This window comes from Paracnuella aquatica (genome assembly GCF_003332885.2).
Lineage (GTDB): Bacteria > Bacteroidota > Bacteroidia > Chitinophagales > Chitinophagaceae > Flavisolibacter > Flavisolibacter aquaticus.
In genome coordinates, this window is sequence record NZ_QOWJ01000007.1 from 50,289 (window position 1) to 73,095 (window position 22,807).

Consider the following 22,807-nt stretch of genomic DNA (forward strand, 5'->3'; position numbering starts at 1 on the left):
AAAGAATATTAACACATTTGTGATCTGTGCTTTTCTGTAGGTAAATTCAAAATATCCCCGATTTTTTGAATTTTATTTTATTAAAAGGAGAAAAGCTGCCTGTTTTTGCGGTTTATTCAGTATTTGCCGGAACAAAATATATACTCAGCATTTTTTGCAAAATCAAAGGAAAAAAATCTGACATCTGTTTATAAATAGTTAAATTCATCCCCGATTGCACTCTCTCTGTTAACTAAAAATGATTGTTATGCCATTGAAACAAGCCACGATTAGGCTACTGTTATCAGTATGCCTGTGCTGCTTCTTTTCATTTGTTGTGCTGGCGCAACAAAGAACTGTCACCGGAAGGGTTACCGACGCCAACAACCAACCCGTTTCCGGCGCCTCCATCACTGTTAAAGGAACAACTACCGGTACCCAGTCTGCTACAGACGGTACATTCTCCATTGCCGTACCCAACAACGATGCGGTTTTGGTCGTTTCCTTTGTGGGCTTCGAAAACACGGAAATTGCCGTGGGAAGCCAGTCCAGCCTCATTGTAAACATGCGCAGCACTGCCGCCAGCCTCAACGAGGTGGTGGTAACGGGTTACACCGCCCAGCGCAAAAAAGACATCACGGGTTCGGTATCCGTGGTTAGTGCCGAAGACCTCCAGATCACGCCTTCGTCCAACCTGGCCGTACAGTTGCAAGGCCGTGCACCGGGTGTTACCATCAGCACCGCCGGTGAGCCGGGTGCCGGTGCCGTAGTGCGGATCCGTGGTTTTGGTTCGGCCGGTAACAACAACCCCCTGTACATCATCGACGGGGTGCCTGCTACCGATCCTTCGTTCCTTAACCCCAACGACATCGAGTCGCTGCAGGTGTTGAAGGACGCTTCTGCTGCTTCTATTTATGGTGCCCGTGCCTCCAACGGTGTGATCATTGTAACCACCAAGCAGGGCAAGGCTGGGAAAGTTTCGCTGTCGTACGATACCTATACCGGCGTACAACGCGTAACCGACCAGATGATGCCCGATATGCTGAACACGGCGCAGTACCTCGATTACCTGCAGCGTACCACTTCATCTACCTACACCCACCCGGTGTTTGGTAAAAACGGTGCCTTTACTGTTCCTGAGTTTTACATCACCAGCCCTGGTTTTAAAGGTGGCGTTTCGGCCAGCGACCCTCGTGCCAACCCCGATTTGTACAACACCGGCGATGGCCCACTGTACCAAATTTCCAAGACAAGCCCCGGCACCAACTGGTTTAAAGAACTGACCCGCCCGGCCGTAATGACCAGCCACCAGCTTACTGCCACCGGCGGCACCGACAAGGCCAACTACTCCCTGGGTGTCAACTACTTTGACCAGGAAGGAACTTTCGTCAATACATTTTACAAACGCTACAGCATCCGCGCCAACACATCGTTCAAGCCAGTGAGCTTTTTGCGTGTGGGTGAAAACCTGCAGATCAGCTACGAAGACCGCCTGGGCGGTGCCAACCGTGGCGAAGGTGACGCATGGGCCAGCGCCTTCCGCATGGTACCCTACATTCCTGTTTACGACATCCGTGGCGGATATGGCGGTAATGGTGTGGGTGAGTCGGGCAACGGTAGCAACCCGGTTGCCAACCTGGAGCGTGCCAAAGACAACACCAACAAGTTTACCCGCATTTTTGGTAACGTTTATGCCGAAGTGCCTTTTACTGATTTCCTCAGTGCACGTACTTCGTATGGTATCGACATGGGTACCCAGTTTGTACGCAACATTGGCCGCAAAACCTATGAGCGTTCGGAAAACCAGGGTACCACGCAGCTTACCGAAGAAGGCTGGTATTACCTGAACTGGACCTGGACCAACACCCTGAATTTCCAAAAAACCTTTGGCAGCCACGGCGTGAAAGTGCTGCTGGGTACCGAAGCTGTGAAAGAAAACTCACGTGGTGTTCGGGCATTTGGTCAAAACTTCGACTTTGAAACACCAGATTTTGTGTCGCTGAACACCGCAGTTGCCGGTAGCTTGAGCGATCGCACTATTTCCAACTACAACATTGGCCGGAGTTCACTGTTTTCCTATATCGGCAGAATCGATTACGACTATGCCGGTAAATACCTCCTTTCGGGAACCTTCCGTCGCGACGGTAGTTCGCGTTTTGGTCCCGAAGTACGGTACGCCAACTTCCCGTCCTTAAGTGCGGCTTGGCGTATTTCTGAAGAAGGATTCATGCAGGGTGTTTCCTGGCTCACCGACCTCAAGCTGCGTGCAGGCTGGGGCCAAATGGGTAGCCAGTCGAACATCAACCCCGCCAACCAGTTCTTTACTTTTATCTCTAACCCTGCCCGTACCAACTACGACATCGGCGGTACCAACACTTCTTCGGCCCAGGGCTACCGCCAGGACCGCGAAGGCAACCTGAGCACCAAGTGGGAAACCAGCGAAACCACCAACGTAGGTTTGGACGGAACCCTGCTCAACGGCAAGTTCGATTTCTCTGTTGATGTGTATCAAAAAGATACCAAAGACCTGCTGGTAGGCCAGGCGCTGAACGGCTTGGAGCCACAGCTTACCAAGCCTTTTGTAAACATTGGTACCATGCGCAACACCGGTTACGACCTGGGCCTGAACTACCACGGTAAACCCGGTGGCGATTTCAGCTTTGACGTTGGTGTAACCTTCTCTCGCTACAAAAACACCATGACCAAACTGAACAACGAAGGCGCTCCACGCATCCAAGGTCTGGAACGTTTGAGCAATGCGCTGCGTACCGAAGCCGGCCAGCCTATTTCTTCGTTCCATGGTTATGTAATTGATGGTTTTTACACTTCAGCTGCTGAAATTACCGCCCTGCCTATGTCAGGTGCAGTAATCGGTAGCTGGCGCTACAAAGACATCAATGGTGATAAAAAAATTGATGACGCCGATCGTACTTACCTGGGCAGCCCGCACCCCGATTTCCAAATGGGTTTGAACCTGGCTGCTAATTACAAGGGTTTTGATTTCACTGCCTTCCTGTTTTGGAACCAGGGCAACGAGATCTACAACTACACCAAGTATTACACCGACATGCGTGTGTTTATTGGTGGTGTAAGCACACGGGTACTTACCGATAGCTGGACGCCAAACAACCCCAACGCCAAACTGCCCCAACTGGGTGTAGGTAGCGCCAATGGTTATACCTCGTTTACAACCAGTACTTCCAACTCGTATTATGTAGAAGATGGTTCTTACCTGCGGGCTAAAACCGTGCAACTGGGTTATACGCTGCCCCGGTCGCTGGTGGCCAAGGCACGCATGCAAAATGTGCGGTTGTATGTGCAGGCGCAAAACCTGTTCACCATCACCAACTATACTGGGGCCGATCCGGATATCAGCCTGATTTCCCGCGATCCGGGTGGTGCAGGCGACTATTATCTGGGTGTTGACCTGGGTGGTTTCCCCCAGCCAAAGCAATTCCTGGCCGGTTTGAACATCACTTTTTAATTAACCTACCAGCCTGAAAACAGAAGATTATGAACAAGAAACTATTTATAATTCCAGCTGCATTTGTTGCCATGGCACTGATGCATTCTTGTAAAAAAAGCTTTTTGGAGCTGTCGCCACAGGGTGTTTACGACCTGGGAAGCCTGACCAATAAAAAAGGTGTGGACGGTATGTTGATCAATGCATACGCCACGCTTGACGGCCGGCAAGACCAGCAAAATGGCGGTGCCTCCAACTGGCTTTGGGGCTCCATTACCGGCGGCGATGCCTATAAAGGCACCGAGCCTACCGACATGGTGGATGCCAACCCCGTAATGCGTTTTGAAATACTCCCGAGTAATGGCCAGCTTACCAACAAGTGGACCGGCATTTGGGATGGTGTTGGCGGTGCCAATCAGGTGCTGAAAGTGTTGCCGCAGGCATCAGATATTTCTGCTGCCGATGCCAAGCAAATTGAAGGCGAAGCACGGTTTATCCGCGCCTTCATGCATTTTGAAGGCAAAAAGGCCTTTGGCAACATCCCGTTCCTCGATGAAACGGTAACCGATTACAAAGTGCCCAACACCGATGCCAGCGGCAATTATCTCAACATCTGGCCTAAGATCGAAGAAGACTTTAAATGGGCCTACGATAACCTCGATGAAGTGCGTCCGCATGTTGGCCGTGCCAACAAATGGGCTGCTGCTGCTTACCTGGCCAAAGCTTATATGTTTCAAAACAAATTTGCCGAAGCCAAGGCGCTGTTTGATGTGATTATTGCCAATGGTAAAAATAGCCGCGGTACACCGTATGCGCTGGCGGCTAATTACCACAACAACTTCCGGGTAACTTCGGAAAACAACAGCGAAACCGTGTTTTCCATCCAGGCCTCATACGGCGATGGTGCCAACACCAATGGTAACTACGACAACACGCTGAACTACCCGCACGGTGGTAGCGCCACTACCGAAAAGCCCGGTGCCTGCTGCGGATTTTTCCAGCCATCGCAAAACCTGGTGAACTCGTTCCGCACCGATGCGGCTGGTTTGCCCATGCCTACTACCTACAACAACGTAGATGTAACCAGCGATGAAAACCTCGCCTCAACCGATGCGTTTACGCCATATTCCGGCAACCTCGATCCACGCCTCGACTGGACTGTTGGCCGCCGCGGTATTCCTTATTACGACTGGGGTATTCACCCAGGCCGCAACTGGATCCGCATGGTAACTTATGGTGGCCCGTACAGCCCCAAAAAGAACACGTATTACAAAGCTGACATTGGTACGCTGGCCGGTACTGTGGGCTGGGGTTTTGCCAACAATGCCCTGAACTTTACCGCCATGCGCTTTGCAGATGTACTGCTGATGGCTGCCGAAGCCGAAGTGGAAGTAGGTAGCCTGCAAACAGCCCGCGATTATGTAAACCGGGTACGCCGCCGTGCAGCCGCATCGCCGGTGCTTAATGGCGCCAACCCTGCAGCCAACTACGTGGTGGCCGAATACACTGCACCATGGGCCAGCAAGGAAGCCGCCAGAACTGCAGTTCGTTTTGAACGTAAAATTGAACTGGGCATGGAAGGACACCGCTTTTTCGACCTGGTGCGTTGGGGCATCGCCGAAGAAGTGCTGAACAACGAATACTTCCCCAAAGAAGCACAGCGCCGCGCCAGTGCTTTGGATGGTGCACGTTTTACCAAAAACAAAAACGAATATTTCCCGATCCCCGAGTTTGCCATTACACAAAGCGTTCGGGATGGACAAGCTACATTGAAACAAAACCCGGGTTACTAAACCCACATTTGCTCCGGAAACCAAAGGAGGGCCAATTGGCCCTCCTTTTTTGTTCTATGCAACAGAATGAAGCACGATTAATAGAACCGGGACAGGGGCCCATTTCATTAATTTTTTCGTGCCGCAAAAGCATGGTATCTTCCAAAAGAAGAAATGATCAGTTTGCTATATGAAGAATACTTGCCTGGCCCTGATGGCAGCGATGCTGGTGGGCTGCACCAGTGATACCCTTTTCGAGGCAATGCCTGCAACACATACCGGCATTCATTTTACCAATACACTGCAAGACAATGATACCCTGAACGTGCTGGATGTAGAGAATATCTACAACGGCAGCGGCGTGGGTGTGGGCGATTTCAACAACGATGGATTGCAGGATCTTTATTTTGCAGGCAACACCGTCTCCAACAAATTATACATCAACAAAGGCAATCTGAAATTTGAAGATATTACCGAAGCGGCTGGCGTAACCGGCAATGGGCATTGGAGCCGCGGCGTAAGCGTGGTAGATATCAATAACGATGGACTCATGGATATCTATGTGTCTGCTTCGCTGTCGCCGGATAGTACCAAACGCGAAAACCTGTTGTACATCAACAAAGGCATCCAGGATGGCAAGCCGCGCTTTGCAAACGAAGCAGCAGCTTATGGCCTGGCCGACCGGTCGCACAGCACCATGGCTGCATTTTTTGATTACGATGGCGATGGCGATTTGGATATGTACCTTTTGGTAAACGAGATATTAAAGGATCAATATCCCAACACGTTCCGGCCCATTATCACCGACGGTTCACATCCTAATACCGACAAGCTTTTTCGCAATGATTGGAACGATAGCTTAGGGCATCCCGTCTTTACCAATGTATCCGCCGAAGCAGGCATCACCATTGAAGGTTATGGGCATGGCGTGAACATAACCGACATCAACCGCGATGGCTGGAAAGACATTTACGTAACCAACGATTTTCTATCCAACAACCTGCTCTACATCAACCAGCGCAATGGCACGTTTACCAACGAAGCAGAAACATATTTTAAACACACTTCCGAAAATGCAATGGGGCAGGATGTGACCGACATCAACAACGATGGTTTAGTTGACATCATCGAGGCGGACATGAACCCCGAGGATAATTACCGAAAAAAAATGATGCTGAACCCGCTCAGTTATGCACGCTACCAAAACAATGAATTGTACGGCTACCAGCACCAGTATGTACGCAATGTGATCCAGTTAAACGCAGGTCCACGGCCGGAAGCGGGCGATAGCCTGGGTGCGCCGCTGTTCAGTGATGTAGCCTTTATGACCGGCATGGCCGAAACCGATTGGAGTTGGACGCCATCGATTGCCGATTTTAACAACGACGGCTTTCGCGACATCATCATCACCAACGGTTTTCCAAAAGATGTGACCGACCATGATTTTATTGCCTACCGCATGAAGGCAAACATACTTGCCTCCAAACGCGACATTTTAGATCAAATACCCGAAGTGAAAATTGCCAACTACGCCTACCTGAACAAAGGCGGATTGGCGTTTACCAACGTAACAAAAGATTGGGGCCTCGATGCTCCTTCGTTTTCTAACGGTGCTGCATACGTGGATTTGGACAACGACGGCGACCTGGACCTAGTGATGAACAACATCAACGATGCGGCTTTTGTGTATAAAAACAACACGCAGGAAAAAGGCAAAAACCTGCACTTCCTGCAGGTGCAATTGGAAGGAAGCAGCCAAAACCGCAACGGACTGGGTGCGTGGATCGAACTGCATTACGGTGGCGGCAAAAAACAGGTGTATGAAGTAACACCGTACCGCGGCTACCTTTCATCGATACAGCAAGGTGCGCATTTTGGGTTGGGCAATGTTGCAGTGGTAGACACGGTAACCATTACCTGGCCCGATGGTAAACAACAGGCATTGCAAAATGTTCCTGCCAATACATTGTTGAAACTGGCTTACAAAAATGCAGGTCCTGCGGTGCAAACAGCAAAGGCACAAAACACCCCGGCATATTTTACCGATGTTACCCAAAGCCTGGGCATCAGCTACCAGCACCACGATTCTGATTTTATTGATTTCAACGTGCAAAAATTGTTGCCGCATAAATTCTCGGAATACGGCCCTGCACTGGCTGTGGGCGATGTGGATGGAAACGGGCTCGACGATGTTGTTTGCGGCGGTTCGTTTTTCTTCAACGCACAGGTGTTGCTGCAACAGGCCGATGGAAAATTTGTACAAAAAACAGTGGGCGGATCGGCAGAAAGGGCGTTGGAAAAACGTTCGGAAGATATGGGCCTAACACTGTTTGATGCCGATGGTGATGGCGACCTCGACCTCTATATCGCCAGCGGCAGCTACGAGGCGGAACCCAACACGGCAGCCTATCAGGACCGGTTTTTCATAAATGATGGCAAAGGCAATTTTGCCCTGAATGTGCCGGCGCTGCCGCAAAATTTTACTTCTAAATCCTGTGTGCGCCCTGCTGATTTTGATAAGGATGGCGACCTCGATCTGTTCATAGCGGGCCGGGTAGATCCGTGGCATTACCCGCGGCCGGTGTCTTCATTCATTTACCGCAACGACTCGAAAGGCGGCCTGGTAAAATTTACCGACGTAACCGCTGAAATTGCGCCTGCGCTGAAGAACATTGGTTTGGTTTGCGATGCGGTTTGGACCGATTTTGACAACGACGGTTGGCCCGACCTGGCACTTGCCGGTGAATGGATGCCGTTGACGTTTATCAAAAATGAGAACGGAAAATTTAATGCAGCAGGTGCGGTGCAACAAGTGCCACAATCATCAGGTTGGTGGACGTCCATTGTACCCGCCGATTTTGACAACGACGGCGATATGGATTACGCGGTAGGCAACCTGGGCCGCAATTCGTATTACCGCAACCGCGATGGCAAACCGGTGTGCATTACGGCCGGCGATTTTGATAAAAACGGCAGCTACGATGCCATTCCTTCATTGTTTATCCCGGCATCAGCCGCCGATCCCACACTCAAGGAATTTCCGGGCCAGCTGCGTGATGATTTGTCGAAGCAAATGATCTCGATGCGCAGCAAGTACCAAACCTATCAATCGTATGCACGCACTACGCTGCCCGAAATGCTGACGCCGGAACAAATGAACAGTGCGCTGCGGCTGGAGGCAGTGCAGTTGCAATCGGTGCTGCTGCACAACGATGGTGCGGGCAAGTTTACCATGGTGCCCCTACCTATGGCCGCACAGGTATCCCCGCTGCAGGGAATGATTGCGGAAGATGTGGATGAAGACGGAAACTTGGACCTCCTGATCAGCGGCAACGACTTTAGCACCGAGGTGGCTGTTGGCCGCTACGATGCGCTCCATGGATTGTTGCTGAAAGGCACCGGCGAAGGTGGGTTTTTACCGGTGCCGGTGGCGGCAAGTGGACTGTATATCCCGGGCAATGGAAAGGCATTGGTGAAACTGCGCGGTGCCAACGGCAGCACGCTGGTTGCAGCCAGCCAAAATAAAGGTCCATTGAAAATATTTGGGGCCAAAACCGGCGCAGCATCAGTGCCTCTGCAACCAACCGATGCAGTGGCGCTGGTAAAACTGGCTTCTGGTAAAACAGAGCGCAGGGAACTGAATTTTGGAGCAGGTTTCCTGTCGCAGTCGGGGCGTTTTTTAAGTGTAAATAAAAGTATACAAAGCGTTGAAGTGATCGATGCGAAAGGCGGGAAACGTACATTGCCGTTGAGCAAATAATGAAACGTGGTTTGAGTTGTTAGAGCAATGTTTCAATTAAATGCGATTTTTCTTTTTTGCCGTTACCCTTTTTCACGTTGATCCTTATGCGCAAATCTTTTCTTGTTGTTTTTGTTTGTACAATCATCGTTGCGTTATTTGCCTGCGGCGATGAGTGGCAGCGCAATGCATCGCATGCCGATGTGGCGGACGAAAGCATCCGGAAAGGAAAGGCCCTGGCTGCACAATACTGCCAGTCGTGCCACTTGCTGCCCGAGCCCGCACAACTGGATGCTGCAAGCTGGGAAAAAGGCGTACTGCCACATATGGGCCCGCGCCTTGGCATTTTTGCCTATGGTTTTGAACGCTATCCTGCATTGGCCAACAACCCGCACCTGCCGCGTGGCTTTTACCCCGACACGCCGATGCTTTCTTTTGTAGCGTGGCAGCACATCATCGATTACTACACCGCCACGGCTCCCGATAGCCTTGCCGTACCAGCCAAAGAAGTGCCGCAAACCTTAACGCAGTTCCAGGTGTTGCAGCCGCGTTATCAAAGCGCTTTTCCATTGACTTCGTTTACTGCATTCGATACAGTGAACCACCAGGTGCTGGTGTATGATATGAGCACCGAACAATTGATGCGGTTTGATGCAGGGTTAGAATTAAAAGATTCAGCAATAATAAAAGGCGCTGTTTCTGATGCAGTGCAGTCAGGTAGCGAGCTTTTTGCCAGCAATATGGGCAACATCAATCCAAATGATGCACCCCTGGGCAGCGTGCAGCAGATTGGTTTTAAAACTACCGCCAATGCACAAACGCTTTTTGATTCGCTGCAGCGACCGGTTGCATTGCAGCGTACCGACATCAACGGCGATGGGCGTGCCGATTTTGTGGTAGGCTCGTTTGGTTTTTTTACCGGGCACTTAAGCTGGTTTGAAGCATTGGAGGGTGGCGGCTTTCAAAAACACCTGATCAAACCATTGCCTGGTGCGGCACAGATATATGTAACGGACGACAACAGCGACGGCCTGCCCGATCTTTGGGTGTTGTTTGCGCAGGGCGATGAAAGCATCCGCAGGTTTATCAATTTGGGTGGTGGCCGTTTTAAAGAGGAAGTAGTGCTGCGTTTTCCGGCAGTATGGGGCTCCACCTCGTTTCAGTTGGTGGATATGGATGGCGATGGCGATGGGGACATTGTATACACCTGCGGCGATAATGCCGATTATTCGCCCATTTTAAAGCCCTACCACGGCGTGTATGTTTTTCTGCAGGAAGAGGGCAAGTTCCGGCAACAATTTTTTTACCACCTCAATGGCGCTTTTAAAGCCCGAACTGCCGATTTTGACCAGGACGGCGATATGGACATTGCAGCGATTTCATTCTTTGCCGATTACCGCCTGCAGCCGGCGCAGGGTTTTGTTTACCTGCAAAATAGGGGCGGCTGGAACTTTGGCGCCACCACGTTTGCGCAGGCGGCTCTGGGCCGTTGGATTACCCTCGATGCCGGCGACCTCGATGGCGATGGCTGGACCGACCTGGTGCTGGGCAATATGGCCAAGCCCGGCGCTGCTTCGGGGGCATCGGTGCAGTGGGAGCGGGGGCCGCTTTTTTTGGTGCTGCGCAATGCAGGTGGAAAGCGGTAGAACAAAAGCCGGTGCCAGCTAAAGTTGCAGCAAGCGGCAACGTCGTGTTTTACTATTTTATGTAAATTGAACTCCATCTGCCTTAACGAACCTGCAGCAACGAAGATGAATGCTGCTGCACAACCTGGATTGTTTGCTATGAAGAAAATGTGGTTACCCGTATTGATGCTGGTGCTTTTTGCCGCAGGCTGTCGCCAACATCAAAATTCCGATCCTGGCCTGCTGACCGATGCTGGCCTGCTGCACCGCAACATGAAAGCCCTCACCGAGGTGATTATCCACGACGCTTTTTCGCCGCCCGTTGCCAGCCGTATTTATTCATATACTTCCATTGCTGCTTATGAGGCCATGCGCCACAGCAAGCCCGGCTACCGCTCTGTGGCGGGCCAACTCAATGCCATTACACAAATGCCGCAGCCGATAGAAGGCAAGGAATACAATTACCTGCTGGCCGCTACCAAGGCTTTTTTTACTGTGGCCGAAAAAATAACCTTTGCCAAAGATTCACTCATTCAATACCAGGATGGATTGTATGCACAGTTTGCCGGCCTGCTGGATGAAGAAACATACCTGCGGTCGTTGGATTTTGGCGAAGCCATTGGCCAAAAAGTGCTGGAGCGCACCACCAAAGATTATTACAAAGAAACCCGCGGCATGTCGAAATTTATCGGCACCGGCCAAATGGGCAACTGGAGGCCCACAGCCCCCGATTATATGGATGCTGCCGAGCCGCATTGGTTCCGGGTGTTGCCCTTGGCGCTGGATTCGGCCACACAGTTCCGGTGCCCGCCGCCGCCGGCCTACAGCACCGATACCGCCAGCCAATTTTTCAAATACGCCATGGAGGTGTACCAAACCGCCAGCAACCTTACTGCCGAACAAAAAGAAATTGCCCGCTATTGGGACGATAACCCTTTTGTGATGGAGCACGCCGGCCACGTGATGTACGCCACCAAAAAGATCACACCGGTGGGCCACTGGATTGGCATTGCAGGCATTGCCAGCGGCCAGAAAGGGTTAAATCCAGTGGAAACAGCGGAAACCTATATGCTTACTTCGGTGGCTATTTACGATGCGTTTATTGCCTGCTGGGAAGAAAAATACCGCACCCAGGTCATCAGGCCCATCACGGTGATCAACGACCTGATTGATGCCAAATGGCAGCCCATGTTGCAAACGCCTGCGTTCCCGGAATATACCAGCGGGCACAGCGGCATTTCGGCTGCTGCGGCTACGGTGTTAACGGAACGCTTTGGCGACAACTTTGCTTTTGAAGACACTTCCGACCTCGAATATATTGGCATGAAACGCCGGTTCAATTCGTTTCACCAGGCGGCGCAGGAAGCTTCTATCAGCCGCATTTACGGCGGCATTCATTACCGCAGCGGTGTGGAAGCCGGCAACATGCAGGGCACTAAAATCGGGAGTTTTATTTTAGGTAAAATCAAAACAAAAGAATGATGCGGCTGACCTTTTTAGTGATGGCGATGTTTGTATTGTGCGGAATGGGTGCGGCGCAAAAGGGAGGAAACGATATCCCCATGTTTAAGTTGTGGCGCACCAACGGGCAACTAATTACGGCTAAGGAATTGCCTGCCAAAAAGCCGGTGGTGCTTATTTATTTTGCCCCCGATTGCCACCACTGCACCGACCTGCTCAAAGGTGTATTTAAAGAAATGCCCGCGTTTAAAAAAGCCACTTTGGTGCTGGCCACTTTTAAACCGGCCAACGAGTTGCGCAGCTTTGAACAAACCTATAAAACGGCTTCATATCCCAACATCATCACCGGCACCGAAGGCAATACATTTTTCCTGCGGTATCATTACAACATGCAGCGGACGCCGTTTGTAGCCCTATTCAATGCAGCGGGTAAACTGGTGCGCACCTTTGATAAAGAGCCGATGGTAAAGGATTTGCTGCCAGCGGTGAAGGCATTGTAGTTTTTTGTGCCAAGCTTTGAATCGTGCAGCACGTTTCTTAGCATGGAAAAGACCAACTTCAGGTTTAAACTATTATTCCGCAATGACATGGATGGTCTTCTTTTTAATCTGTTGCACTACGCTTTTTAGTTGCAAACCTAAATCTGCTCAATTTGAAGATGTTGCTGTTGATACAACAAGCCAAAATCAAACGCTTTCAATATTGCAGCCAAAGATGCCTATGATACTCGGTTATAGGCCGCTGCGGATGAAGAAGAAACTTGGGGGCACATGGACCAGCAGAACAAGTCCGGAATTGCTGAAATCATTTGACGAAGATTCGATTTACTATCCGAAACAGCGACGGTTTCGACAGAAGTACACTTCATTTAAATACATCCTCAACAACGACACGCTGTTCACGTTTTTTCCTCATAGAATAGACACAGCAATCATTGAATTTCTAGGACCAGATCAATTGAAATTCAAAGGTGAGAACGGCGGTATATGGTATTGGTTATCAGACTGACGGTCATGTTGTGTTTGAACTAGCGCAATTGGTAAAATAGTTGCAGCAGATAAGCAGTATCATGCGAAGTTTGTAATGTATAAAAACGTTTGACGATGCTGCGAATAATCTTTTTTTTATTGCTGGCTGCAGGCTCGATTGTTTCAACAAATGCACAAAAGACCCGCAAGCCTGCGCCACAAGCGTTCAATGCGGCTGCCAGGCCCAAAAATCTTTCTGATTCGGCGCTGCTCGAGTTGGTGCAAAAGCAAACATTTCGCTACTTCTGGGATTTTGCACACCCGGTGTCGGGCATGGCCCGCGAACGAAGCAACGCCACTTTTGGCTATGGTGATGAAGTGGTGACCACCGGCGGCACCGGATTCGGCGTGATGGCTGTGATTGTTGCCGCGGAGCGGGGTTGGATCAGCCGCGATACGGCTGCCCGCCACCTGCGCAAGCTGGTGAATTTTTTATGGAAAGCCGACGCATTTCATGGCGTATACCCGCATTGGCTGGACGGAGGCACTGGTAAAGTAATTCGCTTTAGCCGAAAGGACGATGGCGGCGACCTGGTGGAAACTTCCTTCCTGATGCAAGGGCTGCTTTGTGTGCGGCAATATTTTAACCAGAACAACGAAGCGGAGTCCGACATCCGCAATAAGATCAACTGGATATGGAGCGAAATGGAGTGGGACTGGTACACCCGCGGCGGCGAGGAAGTGCTGTACTGGCACTGGAGCCCCAACAATGGCTGGGCCATGAACTTTCCGCTGCGCGGCTACAACGAAGCGCTGATTACGTATGTGCTGGCGGCCGGTGCCGAACGCTATCCGGTGGATGCAAAAGTGTACCACCGCGGCTGGGCGCAAAGCAATTTCTTTAAAAATGGAAAAGAGTTTTACGGTTATCGTTTGCCGTTAGGTTTTGATTTTGGCGGGCCGCTGTTTTTTGCCCACTATTCTTTTGTTGGCCTCGATCCCCGCGGACTGAAAGACCGTTATGCCGATTACTGGGAACAAAACAAAAATCATACACTTGTCAACAGGGCTTATTGCGTGGAAAATCCAAAGGGCTGGAAAGGTTTTGGTCCGCAAAGCTGGGGATTAACTGCATCGGATAATCACCGCGGATATGGAGCGCATTCGCCATCGGAAGACTTAGGCGTAATTACGCCCACTGCAGCACTTTCTTCGTTCCCCTACACGCCGGAATACTCGATGCAAGCGCTGCGCTATTTCTACGATACGTTGGGCGATAAAATCTGGAGTGAATATGGCTTTGTGGATGCGTTTAACGAAACGGAAGGATGGTATGCAAAATCGCACCTGGCTATTGACCAGGGGCCGATTATTGTGATGATTGAAAACTACCGCACCGGGCTGTTGTGGAACTTGTTCATGAGCTGCCCCGAAGTGCAGCATGGATTGAAGAAGCTAGGCTTTGAAAGCCCGAAGTTGAAGTAATGCAACGCTTTCTAGTTTGCTTGTCATGCTGAGCGGGCCATCTATGTATTGGCGTTGCAAAATATGGAGTGGAGGAGCAGGCTTACTTTTACTTCAAAATTTGTATTGGTGCAGGCTCAGATCCTTCGCTGCGCTCAGGATGACAAGGCAAATAGCATTATTGGCGGGAAAAGTATGTAAAGGAAAGAGCAGGATAGTAGCTTTGGTGTAGGCCACGTTTTACAACTAGGGGCTGTCATGCCGAACTTGTTTCGGCATCTCCTACAACTTGCGGAGTTTTCAAAACCAACAGGGGATGCCGAAACAAGTTCGGCATGACAGCTGATGAGCGGAAACAGTTTACTATTTGTGCCGGGTAAAAGCACAAAAGAAATACAGAACGTACAAGTGTGCGACGCAACAGGCGCTTAATAGCAATACAAAAGCTGGCCTAAATAATAAAACAGCCACTCCGAAAAGAGTGGCTATTTGCAATTTATGGCTGCGCAATGCCTGTTACTTTAATTGATACGCCACAACCGATTTTGCGAAAAACGTAGGCACATAAACAATGCGTTTTTGCGCATCATATCCAATGTCGGCAGTGTTCTTTTTTTGTTCCCGTGTATCGAGCAAGGTGCTTACCTGCCCATCTTTGGTGATGTAATACACCACGCCGCTCCAGGTAGATGTGATCAGGTCGCCATTGCCAATGGGTTCAATGCCATCGCCGCCCATGGGCATGGTGCCCACAACCGTTGTTTGTTTGCCATCGGTGGTTTTCAATACATCGTTGGAGGTACACACATACAGCTCGTTGCCTACGGCCAGCACACCGTTCAAGCCCTTCAGTCCATCCATGTACAGCGTAGCGTTGCCATTGCTGATGCGGTGCACTTTGCCGTTGCGCGAATCGGAAACATATACGGTGCCGGCGTTGCCAATGGTGATGTCGTTAAGACCCGTAGTACCGGTGATGGGTATGCGCTTTTCGATGGTTCCTTTTTGCACGTCAATCACTACCACTTCGCCCATATCGGCCACGTACAGTTTGCCGCCGTGCAGGCCCATGCCTTTAGGCGCATGCAGCCCGGTTACCCATGCTGCATTCAATATTTTTCCCGATTTATCCAGTTGTGCTATGGCGCCTTTGCCATCGGCACCCCAGGGCTCGCCGTCGATGAGCGACACATACAATATATTTTTTTGCGGGTCGGGCAGCACCGACTCGGGCACAGCCAGCGTGGTGTCGCTTTCCCAAAGTTTTTCCAGGCTGCGTTGCGCACCGGCAGCGGTGTACAGGCCCAGCGCAAGCAATAGCATTAGTTGTTTCATGGTGTGATGTTTTGGGTGTTTTGTTTGCTAAAGATAATGCCGGCTACAAGTAAAAAGTGTTGTTGGTTTAAGGCAATCGGTAATGTGTGGTTGCTGTTGCGACAATGCAGTTATGAGTCAACGCTATATTGTACCATTTTATGAAGAAATCTGTTTGTCCTTTTTGCGCTAATTTTCGGTTTCATCAAAGTTGTTTACCATGAACGGACTACCACAGCAGGAAGCATTTGTGCAACGGATAGGAGGCAAGGAAACAGGGCTTTTTTACCTGACCAATGGCAAGCTGCAGGCCGCTTTTACAAATTACGGTGCCCGGCTGGTGAGCCTGTTGGTGCCGGATAAAAACGGACAACTGCGTGATGTGGTGCTGGGGTTGGATAGCGTGGATGCGTATCAAATGGCGCGGTCTTCTTTTTTGGGATCAACCGTTGGCCGCTATGCCAACCGTATTGCATTTGGTAAATTTTCGTTGGACGGTGTTGAATACAACGTGCCGCAAAACCTGCCACCGCATCATTTACATGGCGGGTTCAATAATTTCCAGGAGCAGGTGTGGAATGCAGCGCAGCCGGATGAGGCAACGATTGTTTTTACATACACGTCGCCAGATGGTGAAGAAGGATTTCCGGGCAATGTGCAGGTAACGGCCACATACCAGTTGACGGATAGGGATGAATTAAAAATAACCTACTCCGCAACCACTGATAAACCTACAGTGATCAATCTTACGAACCATGCATATTTTAATTTAAACGGGCAGGGCAGTGGCACCGTGCTGCAACACCAGTTGGAGATCAATGCAGCTGCCATTACTGAAGCTGATGCCACATCAATTCCTACTGGTAGATTGATGCCGGTGGAGGGAACGCCTTTTGATTTTCGTACGCCGCAAACCATTGGCAGCCGCATTGATGCCGATAATGAGCAAATCCGTTTCGGCTCGGGTTATGACCACAACTTTGTGTTGAATAAATCTGCCGGCAATGAACTGAGTTTTGCTGCAAGGGCCGTGGGTGATGAAAGCGGCATCAGCATGGAAGTATACACAACAGAGCCGGGCATGCAATTGTACACAGCCAATTTTTTGAAAGGAGATGTGCGGTTGCGCAGCGGTGCGATGGATGTAAAGAATTGTGGTTTTTGTTTGGAAACGCAGCATTTTCCTGATTCACCAAACAGGCCGGAGTTCCCGACGACAAGACTAGATCCGGGTGATACTTTTAGATCAGAGACGGTTTATAGGTTTAGTTAGTTTTCACGCAGAGGCGCTAAGCTTTGAGGCAAAGGCACAAAGAAATAATTGTGTGGGTTCTAATTTTTTAATAAGTGAATGTTTCTTTGACAGGTCTTTTTAAGTGTTCGCAATAAACTTGTTTTGGACCTCACAAACAAAAGGCACAAAAGAAATTTTTCTTTTGCGCCTTTGTATCAAAACTTCGCGCCTTTGCGTGCAAATGCCTTTATAAACTGATCACCGAAGTGCCGTCTTCCACCTGTGCGATGTATGCCGTCAAGTCCAGTCCCATAGCGTCTTTGTAAGCTTTTGTTGCTTTGGCTACCAGGTCGTCGATAGCTTCTTCCCGCACCAGGTTGATGGTGCAGCCGCCAAAGCCGCCGCCCATCATGCGGGCACCCAACACTGCATTGTTGTTGCGTACAAAGTCAACGAGGAAATCCAGCTCTTTGCAGCTTACTTCGTATTGCTTGCTCAGGCCATCATGGGTAGCAAACATTTTTTTACCCAGGTCATCGAGGTGCCCGTTTTTCAGGTCTTCGCAGCCTTGCAACAGACGTTGGACCTCTTCTACCACGTAGCGGCAGCGCTTGTCTACCACTGCATCTTTTGGTGCTACATATTTGTCCAGCATTTCCAGCGTAGCATCGCGCAGGCTGGTTACTTCGGGGTGGTGTTCCTTGATCCACGCCACACCCTGTTCGCATTCCTGCCGGCGTGTATTGTACTCCGATGATGCCAGCGAATGTTTTACATTGGTATTGAGCAGCACCACTTTTACGCCTTCCATATTCAGGGGTACATACTCGTACTCCAGTGAGCGGCAATCGAGTTTAATAACATGGCCTTTTTTGCCAAACACCGATGCAAACATATCCATGATGCCTACCCGAACACCTGCGTATGTATGTTCTGCTTTTTGGGCAATGTCTGTAATTTCTTTACGGCTAATATTTAGGCTGAAAAGTTCATTGAGTGCAAATGCAGTGGCGCACTCCACGGCAGCCGATGAAGAAAGACCTGCACCAATGGGCACATCGCCATCAAACACCAGGTTGAATCCACCAAGTTTATGTCCACGCTTTTTGATCTGGTCTACCACACCCAATATATAATTGGCCCAGCCCCGTGTGGGATGCACATCGGTAAGCGTTGTGGTATGGCTTTGACCAAACTCACGGGAAAACAGTTTGATGGTATCGTCGTCGCGTTTACCAATGGCTACATAAATAGCTTTGTCGATGGCTGCAGGCAGCACAAAGCCATCATTGTAATCGGTGTGCTCGCCAATAATATTTACGCGGCCCGGCGACCGCACCAGCAGGGGTTCTGTGCCATAAGCTTCGCGAAAGGCGGTGGCCACCACCGATGGGTTGAAATTGTTTTGTTGTGCCATGGTTTTGTATGCTATAAAAAATGTACCCGGGTTAAGGGATTTACGATTGACGATTTTGGATTTACGATTTGTTTTAAATAACGGGTTCCCTCCTAAAATCGTCAATCGTCAATCCGAAATCGTAAATCACTTCAATATATTATCGATTTGTTCCAGTTCAGTTGTGCTGAACTTGCCGTTTTTGAGGCATTGTAATGCATCGGTTATTTGTGCCGGTTTGGAAGCACCAATAATGACCGATGTAATGCGCGGATCTTTCAGCACCCAGGCCAATGCCATTTGCGCCAGCGTTTGTCCGCGGCCGGTGGCCAGCTCATTCAGCTGCCGCACTTTCTGCAAATTAGCTTCGGTCAGAGCATCGGGCTCAATGGCGCCATTGCCCAGGTGCCGTGCTGCACGGGAATCTTCCGGAATGCCATTGAGGTATTTGTTGGTGAGCAGGCCCTGCGCCAGCGACGAAAATGCAATACAGCCCACTCCTTCCGCTTCCAGCACATCCAGCAGGCCATCTTCCACCCAGCGGTCGAGCATTGAATATTTAGGCTGGTGTATCAGGCAGGGCGTACCCAGCGATCGTAGAATTTTAATGGCTTCCGCTGCTTCTTTGGGTGGGTAGCTGCTGATGCCCACATAGAGGGCTTTTCCCTGCCGCACTATTAAGTCCAGCGCCGACATTGATTCGTACAGCGGCGTTTCGGGGTCGGGGCGATGGTGGTAAAAAATATCAACATACTCCAGGTCCATGCGCTTCAGGCTTTGGTCCAGCGATGCCATCAGGTATTTTTTGGAACCCAGGTCGCCGTAGGGGCCGGGCCACATGCCCCAACCGGCTTTGGACGAAATGATCAATTCATCGCGGTAGGGGCGCAGGTCTTTAGCCAAAATGCGGCCGAATGTTTCCTCTGCAGCACCGGGTGGCGGGCCGTAATTATTGGCAAGGTCGAAATGCGTGATGCCGTTATCGAATGCTGTGTGGATCATGTTGCGGCAGTTGGACAGGTTGTCCAGCTCGCCGAAGTTGTGCCACAGGCCCAGGGAAATGGGTGGCAGTTTCAACCCGCTGTTGCCGCAGCGGCGGTATTCCATTTGCGCATAACGCTGATCATTTGCTGTATAAGCCATGAGCTCTTTTTTGGGTGTATAAAAATAGGGGATGGGCTTGGGAAGGAGGCTGATTTGGCTGCGATGAGCGTTTATTATTTACCCACACTTAAAATGGATCATTTGCAAAAGGCGGCACAAATAGTTACCTTTTACCCAAAACGCAACGCATGGAATCATCTTATCTGGGTAGTTCGGAACAACCTTTGGGTCAGGTAACGGAAAGCGACCGGCTGCTGGCTGTGCTGTCGCATGTACTCACGCTGTTCTTTTCGTTTGTAGCGCCGCTCATTATTTATCTGATCAAAAAAGATGAATCGCCTTTTGTGCGGGAACACGCTAAAGAGTCGCTCAACTTTCAGATCACGCTGGCCATTGCTTATATCGTGTCGTTTATCCTGATGATTGTACTGATTGGGATTTTGATGCTGATGGTGATTGGCGTGGTGCACCTGGTGCTGGTGATTGTGGCAACGGTTAAAGCTGCCGAAAACAAGATGTATCGTTACCCTTTTTGTATCCGGTTGATTCGGTAAAGTATTTGAAAAAGATGGACACGCCTTTCTGAAAGGCTGAAAAAATCTATTACCCGTTCAACTCAATACCTGCCTGTTTTAAAATAGCGAGGAATGTTCCCTTCTTTAAATCCTTTCCTCCGTGCATCGGTACTACCACAGTTTTGTTGGAAATGGGGTTGTGAAAAAGCTGGTGCGATCCTTTGGCCCGTTTAAACACAAAGCCGTTTTGCTCCAGCAATTTAATCAGGTATCTGGCAGATAAATTCATGCAATTTGCAACTGAAGCGAGTACTCCAATGTTTCACTGTTGTCCCTGATTTCTTCGCCTCTTTCCTGCATTTCTTCCAAGTATAATGCGATGGCTTCTTTCGCCATTGCGATCGCCTCATCCACATCTTCGCCGTAAGTAATACAGCCGGGCAGCGATGGCACCGTTACGGTAAAGCCACCTTCAGGTTCTTTTTGTAATAATATTTTGTAGGTGTATTGCATGTGGTTCCTGCTGTTTAAAACTAACAAAAAAGTTGCCCTTTATGAGCAACTTTTGTTTGAATGTTATTTTGAGTGTAGGTAAATCTTACGCATCGATTCGTGCATACTTGGCATGGCTTTCAATGAACTCGCGGCGCGGGGCCACTTCATCACCCATCAGCATGCTGAAGATGCGGTCGGCTTCGGCGGCGCTTTCAATAGTTACCTGCTTCAGGGTGCGGGTGTCGGGGTTCATGGTAGTGTCCCACAACTGGTCGGAGTTCATTTCTCCCAAACCTTTGTATCGCTGAATGGTTACCGAGTCTTCTTTGCCGGCGCCCAGCTTTTCCACCAGTGCCTTGCGTTGCTCTTCGTTGTAAGCATACACCTGTTCTTTACCGCGTTTTACAAGGTAAAGGGGCGGCTGTGCAATGTACACGTAGCCCTGCTCCACCATCTCTTTCATGTAGCGATAAATAAACGTAAGGATCAGCGTGGCGATGTGCGAACCATCCACGTCGGCATCGGTCATGATGATCAGCTTGTGGTAGCGCAGCTTGGTAATATTCAATGCCTTGGGGTCTTCAGGGGTGCCCACCGTTACGCCCAGCGCGGTGTACATGTTGCGGATCTCTTCGTTTTCGTAAATCTTGTGCTCCATGGCCTTTTCCACGTTCAGGATTTTACCGCGCAGCGGCAAAATAGCCTGGTAGCTGCGGTCGCGGCCCTGCTTGGCCGTACCGCCCGCCGAGTCACCTTCCACCAGGTACAGCTCGCAACGCTCAGGGTCCCTTTCGGAGCAGTCGGCCAATTTGCCGGGCAAACCGCCACCGCTCAGTACCGATTTGCGCTGCACCATCTCGCGGGCCTTTTTGGCAGCCGCACGGGCCTGAGCAGCTAGAATCACTTTTTGAATGATGTTCTTGGCCTCGCGTGGATTTTCTTCCAGAAATGCTTCCAGTGCACGGGATACAGTGCTGTCCACCACGCCTGAAACTTCGCTGTTGCCCAGCTTTGTTTTGGTTTGGCCTTCAAACTGCGGCTCGGGCACTTTTACCGAAATAATGGCGCTGAGGCCTTCGCGGAAGTCATCGCCTTCAATGGTTACTTTGGCTTTTTCAAACAATCCGTTTTTATCGCCGTACGATTTGAACACCCGGGTAAGCGCCCTGCGAAAACCCGCTACGTGGGTGCCCCCTTCAATGGTGTTGATATTGTTTACATACGAGTAAATATGCTCGGTGTAGCTGTCGTTATAAATGGTAGCCACTTCTACGGCCACATTTGTTTTTTCGTCGCGGCCTTCTACAAACACAACGTTTGGAATGAGCGGGCTGCGGCCTGCGTTTTTGTCCAGCATTTCCACAAACTCAGAAATACCGCCTTCGCTAAAGAAGGTTTTGGTATAAGTAAGCCCGCTTTCTTCGTCGCGTTCCCGCACATCGTTCAGCGTAATGGAAATGCCGCGGTTGAGGTAAGCAAGTTCCCGCATACGACCTTCCAGGATATCGCGGTTGTAGACCCTTTCGGTAAAAATGGTGAGGTCGGGCCAAAAATGCACCTTGGTGCCAGTGGTTTCTGACACGCCGATTTCGCGAACCGGGTATTTGGGAGCGCCAATACCGTATTCCTGCTCAAATATTTTGCCTTCGCGGCGAACGGTTACATGCAGCTTGGTAGACAATGCGTTTACGCAACTCACACCCACACCGTGCAAACCACCCGAAACCTTGTAAGAGCCTTTATCGAATTTGCCACCGGCGTGGAGCACCGTCATTACCACCTCCAGCGCAGAGCGTTTTTCCTTGGTGTGCATGGCGGTGGGGATGCCCCGGCCATCGTCTTCCACGGAAATGGAGTTGTCTTCGTGTATGGTAACAGTAATGTTTTTACACCATCCGGCCAGTGCTTCGTCAATGGAGTTGTCTACCACTTCGTACACCAGGTGGTGCAGGCCTTTTACGCCAATATCGCCAATATACATGGCAGGGCGCTTACGCACTGCTTCCAGTCCTTCCAAAACCTGAATGCTATCGGCACCGTAGGATGGCGCAGTGGTGGCAGGCAGCTCCGGAATGGGCATTGTTTCGATGATTTCGCTCATGATTTCTTTTTCCATTTTACTGCCGCGGTAAAGGCAGCGATTAAGTGGGCAAATGTACCAAAAAAGCGCCGCCTGACCATGTGTCAGACGTTAAAAAGGGGCTTTATTTTATCCCCAAAAACGGGCCACGGATAAGGGTTTGCCCCGGCCTGCTGTTTGCTGAATTGAGGGCAAATG

The 22,807-nt window shown here is 50.2% G+C and carries 16 protein-coding genes; 10 read left to right on the forward strand and 6 right to left on the reverse strand.

Annotation, left to right across the window (positions count from 1 at the left end):
• Window positions 1-247 precede the first annotated feature (247 nt).
• From DRJ53_RS11595 to DRJ53_RS11630, 8 genes are all read left to right on the forward strand, one after another.
• Entirely contained in the window at window positions 248-3,463 is a 3,216-nt protein-coding gene (locus DRJ53_RS11595) for a SusC/RagA family TonB-linked outer membrane protein (RefSeq protein ID WP_162303859.1), read from the forward strand.
• A 29-nt stretch (window positions 3,464-3,492) separates the two neighbouring features.
• Window positions 3,493-5,235, forward strand: a complete 1,743-nt coding sequence (locus DRJ53_RS11600; RefSeq protein WP_114235803.1) for a RagB/SusD family nutrient uptake outer membrane protein — start codon at window positions 3,493-3,495, stop codon at window positions 5,233-5,235.
• A gap of 169 nt (window positions 5,236-5,404) precedes the next feature.
• A complete protein-coding gene (locus DRJ53_RS11605; protein ID WP_114235804.1) occupies window positions 5,405-8,974 on the forward strand; it encodes a VCBS repeat-containing protein in 3,570 nt (1,189 codons plus the stop codon).
• A gap of 86 nt (window positions 8,975-9,060) precedes the next feature.
• Window positions 9,061-10,599: an FG-GAP repeat domain-containing protein gene (locus DRJ53_RS11610; protein WP_114235805.1), complete on the forward strand. Its 1,539-nt coding sequence runs from the start codon at window positions 9,061-9,063 to the stop codon at window positions 10,597-10,599.
• A 138-nt stretch (window positions 10,600-10,737) separates the two neighbouring features.
• Window positions 10,738-12,060, forward strand: a complete 1,323-nt coding sequence (locus DRJ53_RS11615) for a vanadium-dependent haloperoxidase (protein ID WP_114235946.1) — start codon at window positions 10,738-10,740, stop codon at window positions 12,058-12,060.
• Window positions 12,057-12,539, forward strand: coding sequence for a TlpA family protein disulfide reductase (locus DRJ53_RS11620; RefSeq protein WP_114235806.1), 483 nt, complete (start codon window positions 12,057-12,059; stop codon window positions 12,537-12,539). Before DRJ53_RS11615 ends, DRJ53_RS11620 begins: the two co-directional genes overlap by 4 nt.
• Before the next feature lie 16 nt (window positions 12,540-12,555).
• Complete coding sequence (locus DRJ53_RS21120; protein ID WP_123893529.1) at window positions 12,556-13,047, forward strand: hypothetical protein; 492 nt, start codon at window positions 12,556-12,558, stop codon at window positions 13,045-13,047.
• 95 nt (window positions 13,048-13,142) lie between these two features.
• Window positions 13,143-14,492 carry a glucoamylase family protein gene (locus tag DRJ53_RS11630; protein ID WP_114235808.1) on the forward strand — a complete coding sequence of 450 codons (1,350 nt, stop codon included), beginning with the start codon at window positions 13,143-13,145 and terminating at the stop codon, window positions 14,490-14,492.
• 495 nt (window positions 14,493-14,987) lie between these two features.
• Here DRJ53_RS11630 and DRJ53_RS11635 read toward each other — a convergent pair whose 3' ends face one another.
• Window positions 14,988-15,806, reverse strand: a complete 819-nt coding sequence (locus DRJ53_RS11635; protein ID WP_114235809.1) for an SMP-30/gluconolactonase/LRE family protein — start codon at window positions 15,804-15,806, stop codon at window positions 14,988-14,990.
• A 199-nt stretch (window positions 15,807-16,005) separates the two neighbouring features.
• Between DRJ53_RS11635 and DRJ53_RS11640 the strand changes: the two genes are divergently transcribed.
• On the forward strand, window positions 16,006-17,058 hold the full coding sequence (locus DRJ53_RS11640) for an aldose epimerase family protein (protein ID WP_114235810.1): 1,053 nt from the start codon (window positions 16,006-16,008) through the stop codon (window positions 17,056-17,058).
• Between the two features lie 208 nt (window positions 17,059-17,266).
• Here the strand turns inward: DRJ53_RS11640 and galK are convergent, their stop codons facing one another.
• Window positions 17,267-18,436, reverse strand: coding sequence for a galactokinase (gene galK, locus DRJ53_RS11645; protein ID WP_114235811.1), 1,170 nt, complete (start codon window positions 18,434-18,436; stop codon window positions 17,267-17,269).
• Between the two features lie 126 nt (window positions 18,437-18,562).
• Window positions 18,563-19,558 (reverse strand): L-glyceraldehyde 3-phosphate reductase, encoded by a 996-nt coding sequence (gene mgrA, locus DRJ53_RS11650; RefSeq protein WP_114235812.1) that lies wholly within the window; start codon window positions 19,556-19,558, stop codon window positions 18,563-18,565.
• A 149-nt stretch (window positions 19,559-19,707) separates the two neighbouring features.
• Here mgrA and DRJ53_RS11655 point away from each other — a divergent pair, with 149 nt between their 5' ends.
• On the forward strand, window positions 19,708-20,073 hold the full coding sequence (locus tag DRJ53_RS11655; protein ID WP_114235813.1) for a DUF4870 domain-containing protein: 366 nt from the start codon (window positions 19,708-19,710) through the stop codon (window positions 20,071-20,073).
• 49 nt (window positions 20,074-20,122) lie between these two features.
• On the opposite strand, the gene DRJ53_RS11660 is transcribed toward DRJ53_RS11655, so the two are convergent.
• The 3 genes from DRJ53_RS11660 to gyrB all read right to left on the reverse strand — a co-directional run bounded on the left by DRJ53_RS11660 (window position 20,123) and on the right by gyrB (window position 22,630).
• Entirely contained in the window at window positions 20,123-20,323 is a 201-nt protein-coding gene (locus tag DRJ53_RS11660; RefSeq protein ID WP_114235814.1) for a type II toxin-antitoxin system HicA family toxin, read from the reverse strand.
• Complete coding sequence (locus DRJ53_RS11665) at window positions 20,320-20,547, reverse strand: type II toxin-antitoxin system HicB family antitoxin (protein ID WP_114235815.1); 228 nt, start codon at window positions 20,545-20,547, stop codon at window positions 20,320-20,322. Before DRJ53_RS11665 ends, DRJ53_RS11660 begins: the two co-directional genes overlap by 4 nt.
• Before the next feature lie 85 nt (window positions 20,548-20,632).
• Entirely contained in the window at window positions 20,633-22,630 is a 1,998-nt protein-coding gene (gene gyrB, locus DRJ53_RS11670; protein ID WP_277749275.1) for a DNA topoisomerase (ATP-hydrolyzing) subunit B, read from the reverse strand.
• Window positions 22,631-22,807 lie beyond the last annotated feature (177 nt).

Excerpts from the sequence above, each read along its gene's own strand:
- DRJ53_RS11620 (WP_114235806.1), top strand. The coding sequence starts at position 12,057 with ATGATGCGGCTGACCTTTTTAGTGATGGCGATGTTTGTATTGTGCGGA.
- gyrB (WP_277749275.1), bottom strand. The coding sequence starts at position 22,630 with ATGAGCGAAATCATCGAAACAATGCCCATTCCGGAGCTGCCTGCCACC.
- DRJ53_RS11660 (WP_114235814.1), bottom strand. The coding sequence starts at position 20,323 with ATGAATTTATCTGCCAGATACCTGATTAAATTGCTGGAGCAAAACGGC.
- DRJ53_RS11640 (WP_114235810.1), top strand. The coding sequence starts at position 16,006 with ATGAACGGACTACCACAGCAGGAAGCATTTGTGCAACGGATAGGAGGC.
- mgrA (WP_114235812.1), bottom strand. The coding sequence starts at position 19,558 with ATGGCTTATACAGCAAATGATCAGCGTTATGCGCAAATGGAATACCGC.
- galK (WP_114235811.1), bottom strand. The coding sequence starts at position 18,436 with ATGGCACAACAAAACAATTTCAACCCATCGGTGGTGGCCACCGCCTTT.
- DRJ53_RS11635 (WP_114235809.1), bottom strand. The coding sequence starts at position 15,806 with ATGAAACAACTAATGCTATTGCTTGCGCTGGGCCTGTACACCGCTGCC.
- DRJ53_RS11610 (WP_114235805.1), top strand. The coding sequence starts at position 9,061 with ATGCGCAAATCTTTTCTTGTTGTTTTTGTTTGTACAATCATCGTTGCG.
- DRJ53_RS11600 (WP_114235803.1), top strand. The coding sequence starts at position 3,493 with ATGAACAAGAAACTATTTATAATTCCAGCTGCATTTGTTGCCATGGCA.
- DRJ53_RS11615 (WP_114235946.1), top strand. The coding sequence starts at position 10,738 with ATGAAGAAAATGTGGTTACCCGTATTGATGCTGGTGCTTTTTGCCGCA.
- DRJ53_RS11655 (WP_114235813.1), top strand. The coding sequence starts at position 19,708 with ATGGAATCATCTTATCTGGGTAGTTCGGAACAACCTTTGGGTCAGGTA.
- DRJ53_RS11665 (WP_114235815.1), bottom strand. The coding sequence starts at position 20,547 with ATGCAATACACCTACAAAATATTATTACAAAAAGAACCTGAAGGTGGC.
- DRJ53_RS11630 (WP_114235808.1), top strand. The coding sequence starts at position 13,143 with ATGCTGCGAATAATCTTTTTTTTATTGCTGGCTGCAGGCTCGATTGTT.
- DRJ53_RS11605 (WP_114235804.1), top strand. The coding sequence starts at position 5,405 with ATGAAGAATACTTGCCTGGCCCTGATGGCAGCGATGCTGGTGGGCTGC.
- DRJ53_RS11595 (WP_162303859.1), top strand. The coding sequence starts at position 248 with ATGCCATTGAAACAAGCCACGATTAGGCTACTGTTATCAGTATGCCTG.